Raw genomic sequence first — 794 nt, forward strand, 5'->3', positions numbered from 1 at the left:
TTCTCCTTGACTTCCTCGGTAGATAGCATCGGGTTGAGAGCATACGGCAGATAGTTCTCACAAAGGTCTTCTATCTCATCGCTACTCATTCCGCAAGCAGTTACCTTCTCCCCTCTCTTCTCTTGCTCGTCTGCTCGAAAACAAGAATCCGATAACGATTTTAATAACACTCCCAAGGTGTGATAACCAAATAACTTTCCCATATCATTATAATCTAGAGATTAAACTTTGACAGCCCTTGCCTGAGAAATACTTATCGGCAAAACCATATACATAAAATATAATGGTCATTACAAGTATTACAGCATTAGCTTCCACCATTTCGTTGGTGGTGAAAACATTCCAGTATACGATATGAATAGCATTTATCCCAAATAGGTAGATTATCATCGGAATACGCCATCTGTAGCAGAGCCAAAAGAATCTGCTCGCAATTATAAGTACAAGCGGATGGATGTAAACGGAAAAATAGATAAATGCTGCCGATACCCAATTCTCCTTAAACCATACGCACATTTCTTTTTCATGAGACGCAAATGTTACCATGCATGCAATATGAAAAAGCATGATAAACAGAGGCATCACTTCACAATAATACTTAAACCAAGTGAGTAGCTTTATGCTGTAGCCTCTACCTGCAAGGATAATGACGTTTATCATTTCGCTAACGTCCATGTCCTTAAACATTACTCTTGACAACTGTACAACACCGACTGATTGAACTAACCGATGGACTTCATCTTCTTCTTCTTTAGTCATAAGCTATTATATTTTAGTTGATTTAAAAGATTGAT

The 794-nt window shown here is 37.9% G+C and carries 2 protein-coding genes; both read right to left on the bottom strand.

Annotated elements, in window-relative coordinates; translation table 11 throughout:
- On the bottom strand, positions 1 to 203 hold a 203-nt coding region (locus tag DW657_RS17490), incomplete at its 3' end, for a hypothetical protein (protein WP_147382005.1).
- 4 nt (positions 204 to 207) lie between these two features.
- A complete protein-coding gene (locus DW657_RS17495) occupies positions 208 to 759 on the bottom strand; it encodes a hypothetical protein (protein WP_118313592.1) in 552 nt (183 codons plus the stop codon).
- Positions 760 to 794 lie beyond the last annotated feature (35 nt).

It is taken from the genome of Prevotella sp. AM23-5 (genome assembly GCF_003473645.1).
In the GTDB taxonomy this organism is placed as follows: domain Bacteria; phylum Bacteroidota; class Bacteroidia; order Bacteroidales; family Bacteroidaceae; genus Prevotella; species Prevotella copri_A.

Bases quoted from the DNA above. Each gene is read 5' to 3' on its own strand.
- DW657_RS17495 (WP_118313592.1), bottom strand. From the start codon at position 759: ATGACTAAAGAAGAAGAAGATGAAGTCCATCGGTTAGTTCAATCAGTC.